Here is a 14,896-nt window from a genome sequence, read left to right on the forward strand (position 1 = left end):
TATCATGGCAACAAATCATTTACTAGAGATCAAAGAATACGGTCAAAGCATTTGGATGGATAATTTGACCCGTGACTTAGTTCAGTCTGGAGAGCTGAAGAATTTAGTTGAGAATCAAGGGATTTGCGGGATCACTTCTAACCCAGCAATTTTTGAAAAAGCGATCGCGGGTAATGCGATCTACGATGCTGATATCGAAGCAGGGATTCGGGCGGGATTGCCGACTTATAAAATTTACGAATCCTTAGTATTTAAAGATATCCGCGATGCCTGCGATATCTTGCGTCCCGTATATGACGCTTCCGAAGGACTCGATGGATATGTCAGCATTGAAGTTCCTCCCACGATCGCCCATGATACACAGGCGACAATTAACGAAGCCCGTCGTTACTATCAAGAAATTGGGCGGGATAACGTGATGATTAAGATCCCCGGCACTAATGCAGGTTTACCAGCGGTTGAGCAAGTTATCTCAGAAGGGATCAACGTTAACGTAACGCTGTTGTTCTCAGTTCAAAGTTACATCGAAACAGCTTGGGCATACATTCGCGGTTTAGAAAAACGTGCGGCAGAAGGAAAGGATATTAGCAAGATTTCTTCTGTGGCTAGCTTCTTCCTGTCGCGGATCGATTCTAATATTGACGGTAAAATTGATGCTGCCCTCAAAGCAGGCGTAGACCGGATTGAGAAAGAAGCAAAATTAAGAGCCGTCAGAGGGAAAGTGGCGATCGCCAACGCTAAGATTGCTTATCAAGAATACAAGAAAATTATTCAAAGCGATCGCTGGCAAGCATTAGCCGCCAAAGGCGCAAACGTTCAGAGATTGCTGTGGGCTAGCACCAGCACTAAAGACCCTAACTACAACGATGTCATGTACGTTAACGAATTGATCGGTCCAGAAACAGTCAATACATTACCACCCAATACGATTGATGCGTGTGCCGACCACTGCGATGTAGCAAATCGCGTCGAGTCAAATGTCGAGGAAGCATACAAGTTAATTGAAAACTTAAAAGATCCAGATGTGGCGATCGATATCGACCAAGTGATGGACGAATTACTCGTGGAAGGGATCGACAAATTCATTAAACCCTTTGAATCGCTGATGCAGTCCCTGGAAGAGAAGGTTGCTAAGCTGTCACCCGTGTAATTAATTAACGTACGAGCAAGGCCCTTGCTCGTACCCTTAGCCACTCACTACTGATTACTCACTACTATGGTCACGTTGCTAGAAAATCCCTTACGAGTGGGGCTGCAACAACAGAGAGTTCCCGAACCGCAAATCTTAGTCATTTTTGGTGCGTCGGGAGATCTGACTCAGCGCAAACTCGTTCCAGCACTCTACAAACTCAGACGGGAACGCCGCCTGCCACCCGAATTTACAATTGTAGGCGTAGCACGCAGAGAATGGAGTCACGATTACTTCCGCGAACAAATGCGGGAGGGGATCGAGCAGTTTTCTGACGGTATTGGTTCGGAAGACCTATGGCAAGAGTTTTCTCAGGGCATATTTTATTGTCCTGGAGATATTGACAATCCCGAAAGCTATCAAAAGCTAAAAAACTTTTTGGCAGAGTTGGACGAAAAGCGGGGAACTAGAGGCAACCGCGTATTTTACCTGTCTGTCTCACCCAAGTTTTTTGCTGAAGCCATCCAGCAGTTGGGCAAAGCAGAAATGCTCAAAGATCCGCTCAAAACCCGCTTGATGATTGAAAAGCCCTTCGGTCGGGATTTGGGAACGGCGCGATCGCTCAACCGCGTCGTGCAGCAAGTTTGTAAAGAAGAACAAGTTTATCGCATCGACCACTATTTGGGCAAAGAAACAGTCCAAAATTTGCTGGTATTTCGCTTTGGGAATGCCATCTTTGAACCATTGTGGAACCGCCAGTTTGTCGATCACGTCCAAATTACCGTTGCCGAGACAGTCGGGGTAGAAGACAGAGCGGGATATTATGAAAGCTCTGGGGCATTGCGAGATATGTTGCAAAACCACTTGATGCAACTATTTGCCTTCACAGCAATGGAAGCACCTAATTCCCTAGATGCCGATTCAATCCGCACGGAGAAAATGAAGGCGATTCAAGCGACTCGCCTAGCAGATATTCAAAATTTGGAACGTGCGGCAGTACGAGGACAATATAGTGCGGGATGGATGAAAGGCAAGCGCGTCCCTGGTTATCGAGAAGAACCAGGCGTGAATCCCCAGTCTACAACTCCCACGTTTGTCGCGATGAAGTTTTTGATCGACAACTGGCGTTGGAAAGGCGTGCCTTTTTATCTGCGGACGGGTAAGCGCTTGCCCAAAAAAGTTTCGGAGATTTCAATTCATTTCCGTGAAGTACCGAATTTGTTGTTTCAGTCGGCAGCACAGCAGATGAATGCTAATATCTTGGCGCTGCGAATTCAACCCAACGAGGGGATTTCGCTGCGTTTTGAGGTAAAAATGCCAGGAGGAACTCTACGGACTCGTTCTGTAGATATGGACTTTACCTATGGTTCCTTTGGCTTGCAAGCAACTTCCGACGCATACGATCGCCTCTTACTCGATTGCATGATGGGCGATCAAACTCTATTTACGAGAGCCGACGAAGTAGAAGCTGCTTGGCAATTGGTGACTCCAGCCCTTTCAGTTTGGGATTTGCCCACCGATCCCGCGACTATCCCGCAATACGAAGCAGGGACGTGGGAACCAACCGAGGCGGAATTACTGATCGATCAAGATGGTCGTCGCTGGCGTAGGTTGTAAATAGCAATGAACCGATCGGCACTCAATCTGTATACAGACTATCTGTTACAAATACCAATTTACGGGAATGATGGTAAAGGTGGCGATCGCTCTATTGCTAATAGCTAGTTTCATCCTTCATCCTTCATCTTTCATCCTGTCCTATGGTGACTCAATCTGCTCCAATTTTCTCACTTCAGGCTCCCAAGGATATCTCAGTTAGCGAGATTGAAGCCGAACTCAATCAGATTTGGCAAAGTTATGGCGTGGCTGGTGAGGATGGGGAACTGCCCGCCGCCACTCGCGCCAAAACCTTTACTTTGATCGTTTACGAACCAGAAGAAACTCAACAATTGCTGGCAGCTTTGGGATATTACAGCGGTCCAATCGACGGCATCCCAGGACCACGCACCGCTTCCGCAATTCGCGAAGCCCAAAAAGTATTTGGACTGGAAAAAACAGGGAAATCTAGCCCAGAGTTACTGATAAAACTTAGAGAAGAACAAAGCAAACGCCGTGGTGTAGCAGATAGCAACACAGCAGCGACAGCTTACGCAATGGATACCCGCAGCCCTGCTGTAGCTGATGCGATCGCCAGTCGTAATCCTTGTCGAATTATTGCTTTATGTCCAGTTACCGGAGAAGACGAGGGCGTAAAAGCACAAGTTTCTGCATACTGTCCGATCCAGAAGCAGTCCGCCACAACTTTGATCTGTTGTGAATACATCACCCTGACGGGAACCGTGGAAGCACTGGAAAGAATAGTAGGCATGGTTCCAGATTTATTAATTGGTGGCTTGCCTAAATTTCTCTGGTGGAAAGCTACTCCAGAACCCGATCACCCGATCTTCAAGCGTTTGGCAGCCTCTTGCAACTCTGTCATCTTCGACTCCAACAGTTTTACACAAGTCGAAACCAATCTCATCCGGCTGCAAGAATTGATCGATGCAGGCATGACAATTTTCGATGTCAACTGGAGTCGGCTAGCTGCTTGGCAAGAGTTGACGGCAGAAGCCTTCGATCCACCCCAGCGCCGTGCTGCATTAGGGGAAGTCGATCGCGTCACCATAGACTATGAAAAAGGCAATTCTGCCCAAGCCTTGATGTTTTTAGGCTGGTTGGCAAGTCGATTGAACTGGCGACCGACCAAACTTACTACAGAAACGGGAGACTACGACATCAAACGCTTTTACTTCATCGCAGAAGGCGATCGCGAAGTCGAAGCAGAAATTGCTGGCGTTCCGACTGCTAGCGACGGTGATGTAGCTGGAGATTTGATTGCTTTACGCCTCACATCTACGAATCCAGCTGCCAACTGTTCTACGGTTTTGTGTTCCGAAACCTCCGGCTGTATGCGGATGGAGGCACACGGCGGCGCTCAAGCTGGGATCGTCAACCAAGTGACATCCCTTGCCGATCAAAGTGCTGAAGAGTTGCTCTCGCAGCAACTACAACGCTGGGGACGAGACGTACTATTTGAAGAAAGTCTGGCAGTGACAGTACAGATGCTTAAATTAAGTAATAGTTGACAGTTGACGGTTGACTGTCAACCGTTAACTGTCAACTGTCAACCCTAAACTATGACTTTAATTATTGCTGGAGAACGCAGTGGGGTAGGCAAAACAACCGTGACGCTTGCCCTACTATCTTTTTTATGTCGGTGGCAAAAATTATCTGTCCAGTCTTTTAAGGTAGGACCAGATTATATCGACCCGATGTTTCATCTGTACGTGACCGGATCTCCCTGCCGCAACCTAGACCCCGTACTGACTTCCGAAACTTACGTCCAACAATGCTTTATCCATCATACCCAACAATCTGAGTATGCACTCGTAGAGGGAGTGATGGGACTCTTTGACGGAATAGGTAGTGGAGAAGTCAAAAGTCAAAAGTCAAAAGTCAAAAGTCAAAATTACCAACTACCAACTACCAACTACCAACCACCAACTACCAACTACCAACTACCAATTAATTTTGCCAGTACCGCTCACATCGCCCGCATACTCGATCTACCTGTAGTACTGGTTATAGATTGCAGTCGTCTGTCTGGTTCGGTAGCCGCGATCGCCCACGGTTATCGTTCCTTCGATCCCCGTGTCAAAATAGTCGGATTCGTGCTGAATCGAGTCGGAAGCGATCGCCACTTACAATTATTACAAGATGCCCTTGCACCTCTAGACTTACCAATTCTCGGTGTTTTACGCCGCCACGATAATATTACTATTCCCGATCGCCATCTCGGTCTAGTCCCCACCGCCGAACTTCCCCAACTGGATCTCGTTATCGAGCAATTAGCAACCTTAGCCCAAACCTGTTTTGATTGGGACAAATTAATGCCTTTGTTGAAAGCGGGAGTCGGGAGTCGGGAGTCGGGAGTCGGGGGGAAGAGAGCTGAGGGAACTGGGGGAGCTGAGGGAGCTGAGGGAGCTGAGAGAGCAAAAAACAACCGTCAACCGTCAACCGTCAACTGTCAACTACCAACTACCAACTACCAACTACCAAACCACCAATTCCGAATTCCGAATTCCGAATTCCGAATTCGACTTGCCGTTGCGCGCGATCGCGCTTTTAATTTCTATTACCAAGATAACTTAGACTTATTGCAACAATTAGGGGCGGAGTTAGTATTTTGGAGTCCCTTAACTGATTCTGAATTACCAGAAAATATCCACGGCTTGTATTTTGGTGGTGGCTTTCCCGAAGTTTTCGCCCAACAATTAGCCGCAAATACAGGAGCGATCGCCTCAGTAAAAACAGCCATTTTAGCTGGAATGCCCACATATGCAGAGTGTGGGGGATTAATGTATTTATGCGATAAAATTATCGATTTTGAGCAGAATTCTTGGTCAATGGTAGGAGTCATCCCCACTGCTAGCGTCATGGGTTCTCGCCTTACCTTGGGATATCGTCACTGCATTGCTCTCCAAGATAGTCCCATATTACAAACTGGGGACACAGTGTGGGGGCATGAATTTCATCGTTCTTCTTTATCAGAATTGCCAACCCCACCCCTATTTCAAACCCAAGGACTCAGCACTCCCCCAGTTAGCGAAGGCTGGCGACTCCCTCACCTACACGCTTCTTACGTCCACCTCCATTTTGGTACGCGCCCCGACATTCCCGCCCGGTTTTTACAACACTGTGGTTCTTGGAGAGCTTCAAGGGGATTGAGTTAATTCCGAATTCCGTCAGCCGAAGGCGAAGCGAAGCGTTATTCCGAATTCCGAATTCCGCTATTCTCCTCGATCGCCCGACAACACTCATCAACCCCAGCCCGTTGCTGCATCATACCAACCAAAGCCTCATAAGCAGACCAATTTGCCTCTAACAAAGTCTTGGCTTGCAAAACCGCCCAGCGTTGCTTTTGCTCCACAGCTCTAGCGGTATATCCTAAAGGAGTCAAAATCATTCCGAACTTTTGGCGATCGTCTGCTCCCCCCTCGGTGTTACTGTAAACTAAATCTTCTGCGGCTAAACCTGCCATCCAAACAGTACAATAGCGGTCTAGCATTTGAGCTGTCAGCGTACCCCGATCTAACTGCGCTGCTAACTCCCGATCTTCAAAACTGACACCACCTAAACCTGGTTGTTTCTGCTTCAAAGCTTCCCAAGCGCTAAGAGTATAACCAGTAATCGGGATGTTTAATAAATGCGCTACCAGAAAATGCCCCGCTTCGTGGCGGACAATGCGATCGCGGTGTTGGGGTGAAAAACTTGCCAGCCAGTCTAAAATCAAGTTACCACCTTTACCCTGAAAGCTGAAACTATCTAACGTAGCCACTGCTAAAACGCTGAAGGTAGCAAGCGCTGGAATCACTGGCGAAAAATGCAATAAAGGACTTAGCAGTGTCGAAAGCGTCATCACGAAGATAGAAATAGCAACTAAGTTTAGGGCAATCTGATTCATACTTTAAGAGCGGTACAATTACAGCTATTTCCTTATTATCCGCCGATCGCAGTCGCATTCTTGGTTCAATCGTTCAAATGCGATCGCCGAACATGTCTGCAATCATCTACCTAATGACAGATGGCAAATTATCTAGTCTGCGTTAGAAATACGCTTGTCGTATAAACTAAAGTCACGAAACCATCATCGTTACGATTGTTAGCATACAACTGCCGTAAATCCGCAATCAATCGCTCGTAAGCCGCACCAGCGCGAGGGATATACGATGTACTCATGGCTCGACCGACAACCCCATCAAAATCGAGTGGCTGTTGATAGGTAAATCTATACTGTTGGAGATCGGCAAACAAGCTACTCCTCAGTAAAGGTTCGATCGCCATCCGGCGCTGTTCGGCGGGATGATAGCCAGAAGCAACTTTAATTAGATGAGTATACTCTGCTGTAAACTCGTCATGGCGATCGCGTTCGTTCCACACTACAGCCAATCTTCCGTTTTCTGATAAAATCCGGCGAAACTCCAGCAGCGTCGGTTCTGGATCGAACCAATGAAAAGACTGAAAGCACGTTACCAAATTTACAGCAGCATCAGCCAAACCTGTTGTTTCAGCTGTCCCATCTCGAAACTCTACTAAAGCATGGGGTGCAGCGGCTTGTCTCATGGGTGCATTGGGTTCGATTGCTATGACTCGTACCCCCTTTTCTGCTAGCAATCGCGCTGCAATTCCGGTTCCCGCACCTATATCGGCGGCGATCGTTTGTGATGGCGATAATCCCTCTAAGACTCGCTCGATCGCAGCTTGAGGATAACTCGGACGATATTTTACATAATCCCCCACGCGATCGGAAAATCGATCGACTGGATTCATCGCGTACAAAGGCGTTGTATCTAGATAAGATGTATTTTGCTCAGACATAAGATAGGAATCGTAAGGGGCAAGCAACTATTGATGCCTAGCTACTTCATTACCTGTAATGCCAATTGTAGAACGCAGGCGCAGTGAAATTCACGCTAAGATGACTCAAAATATTTCAGTCACAATATTTCTATTTACAAATTCATCTATAGTTTTGTTGTTGCAATATGACTGATTTTCTGGAAAAGTTAAAAAACCTTGCTGTAAGGCAACTAATTTTAATCTTCAGTCTGTAAAACTGAGAAAATACTAACTTTTTCTTCATGCGATCGATTGCTATCAGCAAATGAACAATTCTGCTTACCTAGTCAATCGTAGGGATTAGTCTATACTTGAAGTAAGCAGTGGTGCAACTCCGATTCTCAATTAGAAATTCAGAGCCTCTCGGTCACGAGCATAGAGATTCTACAGGCAATTCCCTCAATCGCATCAGCTCTTCTATATGTTGGGTAATAATATAGACTTGTGAATGACGAGATCGGTATTTCAACGTGAATTCGCTTTGGGCTGGTGTTACTTAATACATTTTTGAATGTCAAGATAATTTGCTTTAGCTTGTATTACTTAACACATTCTTGAATTCCCCTGTGACGCGCTTCCAGCTTGTGTTGTTCCATACATCTTTAAATGCCAATATTGGACAGTTGTTTCACCCTTTGTACTGATGTCTGCATCATTTTCTTACATTAAGCTGAGAATTCGTAAGTAAAAATTGGTAGATAACACTATTGAGAGATGATGGAAGCCAAAAGCATCGAAACAGCTCCCGTTTATTACCTGGCAAATGACTGCTGGGTAAGCGATCGCAGACGATCGCTGGCTATTTGAAAACATTTGTAAATATGTATATGAGGGAACATTTTAAATTTTCTCAGTATAGTTATGCTAATAAAGTGCAGAAATAATTACTAAAATATCAATATATTTTCTCTGCAAGCTGAAAAGCCGAAATCGAAGAAGTAGAATCTATCCGCAAAGTGAGAGTGCCGTGATTTTCTAAACCAGACACTTATAGATTGCATATTAGTAGTCGAACCGGGAGAGGGTATGCATCTTTACTAAAAGCTAATAGCACTCAAACGTAGCGATCGCTCCGAACAACTGAAGAGGAATCAAGAGCGCGATCGTAATAGTGCGATTGAATTCATCTTAAAAATACAAAACCTGAAAAAAACTGCAAAAAGCATTTGACAAATACCAATAAATTCTGTTATTTTTTTAGTATTGAAAAGCCAGCAAATATTTAATGAGTTTCCCGAGTATTTGTGGCTTGAACTTCCAATAGAAATTAATTAGGAATATGCAAGAGGTATTCAGCGCATGTGGCGCTGTAGGTTGTAAGAGAAGACACCGAGGAGTGCACTTTTACAACTTCCATAAAAAGAGTATGCGTACTCTTTAGGTGGATGAATAATTATCGATATTATCGGTAATTTGCCAGTCTGCCAGAGGCTTAATTATTTTTGAATGAGAATAAACTTAAGGCTGTTAGAAGTGAAAGTTAATCAACTCTAACAGCTTTTTTTATGGGTAGAACGCGCTGATAAATAAGCGCGTTCCCCACTCATTCCATTTTTCGTAAATTTGTTGTTCTTAATTGGTAAGAAAACCAAAAAAAGAGTTAAAAAGGAAGTAGTAAATTTTATGAGTCAACCTGTAGTGATGGCGATCGATCCACAACCCGAACTTATAAGGGAGATTAAGAAAGATTTGCAGCGTTCCCATCAAAATCTGAGAATATTATATGCGAATTCTCCATTAGAAACATTAAAAAAATTAAAAGATTTGCAGTCGTCAAACGACACGCTAACGCTTTTAATCGTAGAACAAAAAACCTTTCAAATAGTTGCTGCCGACCTTCTACAATTAGTCAGAGAAATGTTTCCAAAGGTGCAACGCTTGACGCTCAAAGTTCACGATAGCGACGAGATACCCAGTTGCATTCCTATTCCCACAGCTTTTGTAGTGAGTACCAATGAGGTAGAGACTGCGCTGCCAGATTTACAGCTTGTGGCGCACACAAGTTGATTTGGTAACTTACCTGCGATCGCCATGAGATGTCACGATTGAAATTCGGCAAATTTTAGATTGATTTCAGCAAAGTTAGATGGGAGCAAGATTCTAGTTAAGCATGAGTTTTGAGTGACAGAAAAGATGTTCTGGCGGATGGTATTTTTGTAGTGATTCAAAGGGATTTCCAATGCCTGGAAAACGTAGCAGCCGCAAACAAATACAGCATTTTTGCTGTCCTTACTGCGATCGCCGTTTATGGCGAGCAGGTAGCACAAAACACTTTTTGTTCTATACAGAAGCAGCTCAAATCCGACAATATGTAAATGTGTCTCACAAAAGTGCCGCTTTGCTTGCTAGTCAAGGTGCTTATGTCGATCGCAACTCCTGGATTGAAGAATTTTTTTGCGGCGAACATGGTAAGCTGTGGCTGAAACTCAACCGTAATTCAGCAGGTCAATTAACTTCGCAAATAGCTACAAGTAAAGATTGGCAGCAATCAACTCAAACGATTAATCCAGAAGTGCCAAACCCTTCAGTGAGTGAATATAGTTATCGTATGAGTCGAGCGCCAAGTAGTAGACTCTCCTATTGCAGGAGATAAATCGCTGCTATCTATCAATGCCTGCCTCCGTTCTGGTTCGACTTTAGGGATGCATCGCGATCGCTACTATAGGCTTGATAGGCGTGGTAAAACCATTCAAAAAATTCATTTAACTCTTGCTGTTGAATTTTAACCTGACCCGCATCTGAGGTCTGCATGAATTCTTCTAGCAAAGCTTTGGTTGCGTGCAAGCAAAGGTGGCTGGCATCCCGTAACTGACGAAAATCAATCTTCTGCGAGTCCGACGCTGGCAAGCCATGCGGAGCAGAATTGAGATAATTCAGTTGCACGTCCAATAAACTAGCCGGCGTAATTTTTTGTGCTATGCGCTGTGCTGGATTGCTGAGAAAATTCAATCCTAATAATCTAGCGCGCTTAGCAGTTGTATTGGCTGTCTCCATACCCCACGTCTCTGCCGCTAAGTTTGTCAGCGTTCGATCGGCTGCTGGCTGTTTTTGTTCGGAAATAAAAGCTTTCAGGCGATCGCGCAACACGAGCAGATCTAAATTCTGGGGGAGGTGCAGTAATTGCGTTTCAACTTCTTGCAGCAGCAGGCGAGCCTGGTAGACAGAGGCAGCAATATAATCGGTAAAAGTTTCTCGCTCGGCAGTTTCTAATAAATAAGTCAGCGTCACTGCCGTATCCCATAACTCTTCTACCAGAAATTGGCTGCCAGTGTCATCGTCATGAATTTCTAGTAAAACGTAAGAGTTGTAACTGCGAATCAGCTTAGAAAACAAACCGACTACAGCTAAAGTGTAAGGTTCGTCTGAATTGACAACTAATGCAATTGCAGACTGAATTTCTTGCAGGTAGCTATGTAAAGTGCGAGCGGCATGGAGAAAAGCATGACTGAAGGCAGGCTCGGTCTTATCGAGTAAGTGGACGAGTGGTAACGTAATTCTCCGATCTAGCTTATGGGGTAAGTTTTGCTGCATCTATCCTCTGTCCGCAAAATAGCTCTTTACCTTCTAGCGATACGCACTTTCCTATTGATAAATTGACAATTCAAGTCCGTAAATCCTAAACTAAGCGCTGCGTATCTGTCAATCAAAACTTTGAGACTGGCATGGAATTCACTCATTCAAGGAAGAGTTTTCACCTCACCTTCGGTTGAGAGGCTGTCCTCCCAGTGCATCGCTCGATACTAGATCGAGAATATTTTCTAACCTCATCCCTATAAATCTGAAAGAGTGCTAGCCTCTGATGATAACACGCTCAGTGCTAGCTTATATCCTGCCACTCCTTGGAAAATTTAATTCAATTCGTGCATTAGCGACAATTTTTGCCAAAAAGTCTATTCTCAAAAATACTGCTTTATTCAGTATTCTTGAACGAATCCCAAACAGAAATTGCAGTTCATTCAATCTTGCTCTCGATCGCGTTACAAGATAGCACTTATATATAAATCTTTCTTCAGTGATAAGCATTTAGTTATAAGTACTATTATGGGTTTACTTCAATATGGCTATATTTTGTTGGTATGACAAATCGCGATCGCTAATCGCAGGCGATCGCATGACAGCGAGTAGTTGATGATTCAACTTGACATTTAAATGTTTGGATGCAGACTGGCAAGAGTACGACGAACTTTCACAGGGTAAATCTACAATTTTTATCCACCACCTTTTACCCATATGGCAGCTTGTGTCTACAAAAAAGAAACAATGGATTACCTTTAAAGTTTCGGAGTTAGAAATGCAAGCCCTCGAAGCTTATTGTCAACAAACTCAACGCACAAAAACGGATGTTTTAAGAGATTTGATTCGAGGTTTACCAACCTATACTAACTCGCGTTCCGCAACCAGAGGCTTTAATCTCAACCAACCTCCCCACCCTGAAGAAGAACCCAATTTCTAAAATTGAATATTAGGAAAACTATCATCAAGATTTTGCTCGCTTGCCAGGGCAAAATTTTTGTTTTTAGGGGTTTTTTGTGGTTAACCCTCGTAGTGTCCAGGGGTATTATTGAGTTCAGCAAAGGAATTGAAGCTACCACTTAACTTTACCGTGACAAATGAAACCCATTTCTATCGAACAGCTCATATTGACTCAAAATCGACAATATACTCGCCAGAAACAATGGATTACCCTCAAAGTTTCTGAACTAGAAATGCAAGCCCTTGAGACTTATTGCCAGCAGGCTCAAAGAAGTAAAACAAACGTACTGCGAGAAACAATTAGGCAATTACCAACCTACAGCAGTTTTTCGCCAAATTCATAGCTAATCGCTATTAGTTCTAGTTCAAATTTTAGTCAAGGGTGTGTTGAGACATATGGTTGAGACATATTTGTAACTTGAAAAATATCTGCTGACATTAAAACAGAAGATATCAGAGTGCAGGTAGGCTTGGGACAAGAGTGTAATTAATCTCACCCGACAAATTTGCTCTTCAACTTTATTAGTCGATCTATTTACCAAACAGGGAGTAGGGAGCAGGGGCGTACAAAAAACTTTAGTTGTGGGTTTAAAGCCCACTTAAACACGAATAATTATGCCCTTGATTGCTTGCAAAGAAACATAATCAGTCCTGATTTCAATCCTATGCATTCATGCATAGGTTCCCTACTCCCTGCTCCCTACTCCCTACTCCCTACTCCCTGTGTTTAGTCAAGCATTGATACTTTTGTTACTTCCACTACCAAACTAGAACGAGATTCAAGTATGAAACAGATATTCAGTATTGCCCGCAAGCACTGGTTGCCACTGCTGGGATTTAACAGTGCCGTGCTTGCTGCCACAATTTATGCAGCTTTCTATGCCAGCACGAGCATTCCCCCAGTCTGGACAGCTAATGCCAAGTTAAATCTTCCCCAAACAGGCGGTTTAAGTGCGAATCTCGGTCCTTTAGGTAGCACTCAAACCACGGCGCTCAACTTTAAAGATGTCAGCCCTCTGGACGTGCAGTTAGCGATTTTAACTAGCGATGCCGTGATGAAGCGCGTGCAGGCAGTCGATCCCGAAAAAAGCTTGTACTCGAAGGTGAGTAGCTTCAGCCAGTTATTTGTCGTCACCCCACAGCCAGCAACAACGCTGATAGAAGTGGAAGCTCAGGGTAGTCGCCCCGATATAGCTTACAAGCGATTGTTTACCTTTCTTGAGGTTTATCAGCAACGCCTGAACGAACTGCGTCGCAAAGATGCAGAAGTCCGCGTGCAGTATACCCAAGAAGAGCTGGAACAAGCTCGCCTCAATCTCAACCAAGCACAAGCGAATTTATCGAATTTTCAGCGCTCCACCGGACTAGTCAACAGTCCCGAACAATCCGGGGGGTTGATTTCAGCAATTAACAATCTCAAAACGACGCAGGCAACGCTGATCGCACAGGGACAAGCCAATGCCACGCAAGCTCAAGCTGCGGCAGTCAGTCTCGGGATTACGCCCCAACAAGCAATGAATTCTCTGCGTTTGGGCGAGAACAAAGAGTATCAAGCCACCCGCACTCAACTCTCGCAATTAGAGTCAACTATGGCAGTCACCCGCAGTAAGTATAGAGATGATAGCCCGCAGGTGCAATCTTTATTACAGCAGCGCCAACAGTTACTCCGCCAACTCAATCAGCAAATTGCTGTGGCAATTCCTGGTGCTAACGCCGCGCAAATAGATACAACTCTAGGTAATGGACCTAACGATAGCCGCCTAGAACTGATGGTAGAGTTAATCCGAAATCAGACCCTAGCTCAGGGAACGCAGCAACAAGCGAAGCAAATCCAAAAGCAAATCGACAAACTCAATACCGAACTCAACTTCATCACGAAAAATCAAGCACAGTTGTTAGACCTCCAGCGCAAGTACGAGATTGCCGAAGGCGTATACAAAGGCATTATTGCTCAAAGCGAGCAGTCAAAGACCAATCCTTTTAACGCCTATCCAAACGTGCAAACGCTAAACGAACCCACCATTGACCCCAGACCATCCATACCTAACTTAAAGCTGATTACCACTGGCGGTATGCTCGCTGCTATTTTCGGCAGCATGGCTCTAATTTTCTTCCTAGAAAATCGCAACCCATTGCTCAAACCAAAAGACTTACAGCAAGTGGAACTCCCGGTTTTGGGTAGCATTCCCCATCTCAAACAACCCAGCATGGAACGAAATTTAGCAGCCGAAATCGATATCGAGTTTCAGCGCTTGGCTTCATCTATCTTGATGCTGGAACACCCATGTTTGATGGTGACTAGCGCCACTGCTGGAGAAGGTAAGACCACGGTGACTCTAGGGCTAGCCCTAGCCTTACTCAACTTTGGCTTTCGAGTGCTGGTAATCGATGGCGATCTGCGCAAGGCAGAAATGAGTCGGCGCTTAGGGAAACATCGGATCGCCATAGCAGCAAATGCTAATCCTCCAACGCCAGTCTCCATCCATCCTGGTCTTGACTTACTACCAGCGATGTCTATCCCCAAACAGAAAATTCCTGAATTCTTTGCCCGTGGCAGCTTTGAGCGCAATATCAAAGCCATGCGCGATTCCGGTGGCTACGATTACGTATTAATAGACAGCCCTCCTGTCGGGCTAGCCAGCGAGACGAATTTAATGAGTGCAGTAGTCTGTAACGTCTTGTTTGTCTTGCGTTCTGGCACGAGCGATCGCTATCCCGTCATGAATAGCTTGGAACAACTGACGCGGTATAACGCGCGGATTATGGGTCTGGTAGTCAACGGATCGGACTCCCAAACCGCAGTTTACCGCTACGGGTACGGACGACAACGAGAATTACTAGAAAACGAGGCTTAGG

The 14,896-nt window shown here is 44.9% G+C and carries 12 protein-coding genes; 9 read left to right on the forward strand and 3 right to left on the reverse strand.

Annotated elements, in window-relative coordinates:
• Nucleotides 1-4: 4 nt before the first annotated feature.
• From tal to QH73_RS04340, 4 genes are all read left to right on the forward strand, one after another.
• Nucleotides 5-1,150, forward strand: coding sequence for a transaldolase (gene tal / locus QH73_RS04325; protein ID WP_039715369.1), 1,146 nt, complete (start codon nucleotides 5-7; stop codon nucleotides 1,148-1,150).
• Nucleotides 1,151-1,216: 66 nt separating this feature from the next.
• Nucleotides 1,217-2,746 carry a glucose-6-phosphate dehydrogenase gene (gene zwf, locus QH73_RS04330; RefSeq protein WP_039715370.1) on the forward strand — a complete coding sequence of 510 codons (1,530 nt, stop codon included), beginning with the start codon at nucleotides 1,217-1,219 and terminating at the stop codon, nucleotides 2,744-2,746.
• Between the two features lie 143 nt (nucleotides 2,747-2,889).
• Nucleotides 2,890-4,254: a glucose-6-phosphate dehydrogenase assembly protein OpcA gene (opcA, locus tag QH73_RS04335; RefSeq protein ID WP_039715371.1), complete on the forward strand. Its 1,365-nt coding sequence runs from the start codon at nucleotides 2,890-2,892 to the stop codon at nucleotides 4,252-4,254.
• A 51-nt stretch (nucleotides 4,255-4,305) separates the two neighbouring features.
• Nucleotides 4,306-5,901 carry a cobyrinic acid a,c-diamide synthase CobB gene (locus tag QH73_RS04340; protein ID WP_039715372.1) on the forward strand — a complete coding sequence of 532 codons (1,596 nt, stop codon included), beginning with the start codon at nucleotides 4,306-4,308 and terminating at the stop codon, nucleotides 5,899-5,901.
• 35 nt (nucleotides 5,902-5,936) lie between these two features.
• Here the strand turns inward: QH73_RS04340 and QH73_RS04345 are convergent, their stop codons facing one another.
• Nucleotides 5,937-6,632 (reverse strand): ATP-dependent Zn protease, encoded by a 696-nt coding sequence (locus QH73_RS04345; RefSeq protein ID WP_039715373.1) that lies wholly within the window; start codon nucleotides 6,630-6,632, stop codon nucleotides 5,937-5,939.
• A 128-nt stretch (nucleotides 6,633-6,760) separates the two neighbouring features.
• Nucleotides 6,761-7,546, reverse strand: a complete 786-nt coding sequence (locus QH73_RS04350) for a class I SAM-dependent methyltransferase (RefSeq protein ID WP_132866615.1) — start codon at nucleotides 7,544-7,546, stop codon at nucleotides 6,761-6,763.
• Nucleotides 7,547-9,190: 1,644 nt separating this feature from the next.
• On the opposite strand from QH73_RS04350, the gene QH73_RS04355 reads away from it, so the two are divergent.
• Both QH73_RS04355 and QH73_RS04360 read left to right on the forward strand, forming a co-directional pair.
• Nucleotides 9,191-9,574 carry a response regulator gene (locus tag QH73_RS04355; RefSeq protein ID WP_132866618.1) on the forward strand — a complete coding sequence of 128 codons (384 nt, stop codon included), beginning with the start codon at nucleotides 9,191-9,193 and terminating at the stop codon, nucleotides 9,572-9,574.
• A gap of 172 nt (nucleotides 9,575-9,746) precedes the next feature.
• Nucleotides 9,747-10,160 carry a hypothetical protein gene (locus QH73_RS04360; RefSeq protein WP_132866620.1) on the forward strand — a complete coding sequence of 138 codons (414 nt, stop codon included), beginning with the start codon at nucleotides 9,747-9,749 and terminating at the stop codon, nucleotides 10,158-10,160.
• A gap of 14 nt (nucleotides 10,161-10,174) precedes the next feature.
• Here the strand turns inward: QH73_RS04360 and QH73_RS04365 are convergent, their stop codons facing one another.
• Nucleotides 10,175-11,098: a hypothetical protein gene (locus QH73_RS04365; protein WP_039715377.1), complete on the reverse strand. Its 924-nt coding sequence runs from the start codon at nucleotides 11,096-11,098 to the stop codon at nucleotides 10,175-10,177.
• A gap of 607 nt (nucleotides 11,099-11,705) precedes the next feature.
• Between QH73_RS04365 and QH73_RS04370 the strand changes: the two genes are divergently transcribed.
• From QH73_RS04370 to QH73_RS04380, 3 genes are all read left to right on the forward strand, one after another.
• On the forward strand, nucleotides 11,706-12,020 hold the full coding sequence (locus tag QH73_RS04370) for a hypothetical protein (RefSeq protein WP_201277943.1): 315 nt from the start codon (nucleotides 11,706-11,708) through the stop codon (nucleotides 12,018-12,020).
• Between the two features lie 157 nt (nucleotides 12,021-12,177).
• Nucleotides 12,178-12,384 carry a CopG family transcriptional regulator gene (locus QH73_RS04375; protein WP_132866623.1) on the forward strand — a complete coding sequence of 69 codons (207 nt, stop codon included), beginning with the start codon at nucleotides 12,178-12,180 and terminating at the stop codon, nucleotides 12,382-12,384.
• 441 nt (nucleotides 12,385-12,825) lie between these two features.
• Nucleotides 12,826-14,895, forward strand: a complete 2,070-nt coding sequence (locus tag QH73_RS04380) for a GumC family protein (protein ID WP_039715379.1) — start codon at nucleotides 12,826-12,828, stop codon at nucleotides 14,893-14,895.
• The last annotated feature ends 1 nt before the right edge of the window (nucleotide 14,896 follow it).

This window comes from Scytonema millei VB511283 (assembly GCF_000817735.3).
In the GTDB taxonomy this organism is placed as follows: domain Bacteria; phylum Cyanobacteriota; class Cyanobacteriia; order Cyanobacteriales; family Chroococcidiopsidaceae; genus Chroococcidiopsis; species Chroococcidiopsis millei_B.

Coding starts and splice junctions, on each gene's coding strand:
- QH73_RS04350 (WP_132866615.1), bottom strand. CDS start 7,546: ATGTCTGAGCAAAATACATCTTATCTAGATACAACGCCTTTGTACGCG.
- opcA (WP_039715371.1), top strand. CDS start 2,890: ATGGTGACTCAATCTGCTCCAATTTTCTCACTTCAGGCTCCCAAGGAT.
- zwf (WP_039715370.1), top strand. CDS start 1,217: ATGGTCACGTTGCTAGAAAATCCCTTACGAGTGGGGCTGCAACAACAG.
- tal (WP_039715369.1), top strand. CDS start 5: ATGGCAACAAATCATTTACTAGAGATCAAAGAATACGGTCAAAGCATT.
- QH73_RS04355 (WP_132866618.1), top strand. CDS start 9,191: ATGAGTCAACCTGTAGTGATGGCGATCGATCCACAACCCGAACTTATA.
- QH73_RS04375 (WP_132866623.1), top strand. CDS start 12,178: ATGAAACCCATTTCTATCGAACAGCTCATATTGACTCAAAATCGACAA.
- QH73_RS04365 (WP_039715377.1), bottom strand. CDS start 11,098: ATGCAGCAAAACTTACCCCATAAGCTAGATCGGAGAATTACGTTACCA.
- QH73_RS04345 (WP_039715373.1), bottom strand. CDS start 6,632: ATGAATCAGATTGCCCTAAACTTAGTTGCTATTTCTATCTTCGTGATG.
- QH73_RS04340 (WP_039715372.1), top strand. CDS start 4,306: ATGACTTTAATTATTGCTGGAGAACGCAGTGGGGTAGGCAAAACAACC.
- QH73_RS04380 (WP_039715379.1), top strand. CDS start 12,826: ATGAAACAGATATTCAGTATTGCCCGCAAGCACTGGTTGCCACTGCTG.
- QH73_RS04360 (WP_132866620.1), top strand. CDS start 9,747: ATGCCTGGAAAACGTAGCAGCCGCAAACAAATACAGCATTTTTGCTGT.